The organism is Massilia sp. CT11-108, assembly GCF_047302915.1.
Taxonomy (GTDB): domain Bacteria; phylum Pseudomonadota; class Gammaproteobacteria; order Burkholderiales; family Burkholderiaceae_D; genus Telluria; species Telluria orientalis.
Window position 1 is genome coordinate 1 of the sequence record NZ_JBKYMO010001545.1, and the last position, 266, is coordinate 266.

The 266-nt window shown below is 64.7% G+C and carries 1 protein-coding gene; it reads left to right on the forward strand.

Going from position 1 to position 266, the window contains the following annotated elements; all coding sequences use genetic code 11:
• Positions 1-266: LptF/LptG family permease (locus ACEN88_RS35550; protein WP_413347101.1), on the forward strand; the 266-nt coding region annotated here is incomplete at both ends.

Genomic DNA, 266 nt, shown 5'->3' on the forward strand with positions numbered 1-266 from the left:
GTCGCGCCGCGTTCCACTTCCGCGTGGTCGAAGTGGCGACGATGTTCCTGCTGCCGCTGCTCGCGCTGGCGCTCGGCATCCCGCCCAAGCGCTCGACCTCGGCGCTCGGCGTGTTCCTGGCGATCGTGATGGTGGTCACCTATCACAAGATCAACCAATATGCCGAGGCGATCGGCAGCCTCGGCAGGATCGATCCGCTGATCGCCCTGTGGACGCCGTTCGTACTGTTCGCCGCTTTGGTCGGCTGGATGTTCTACACCATCGCC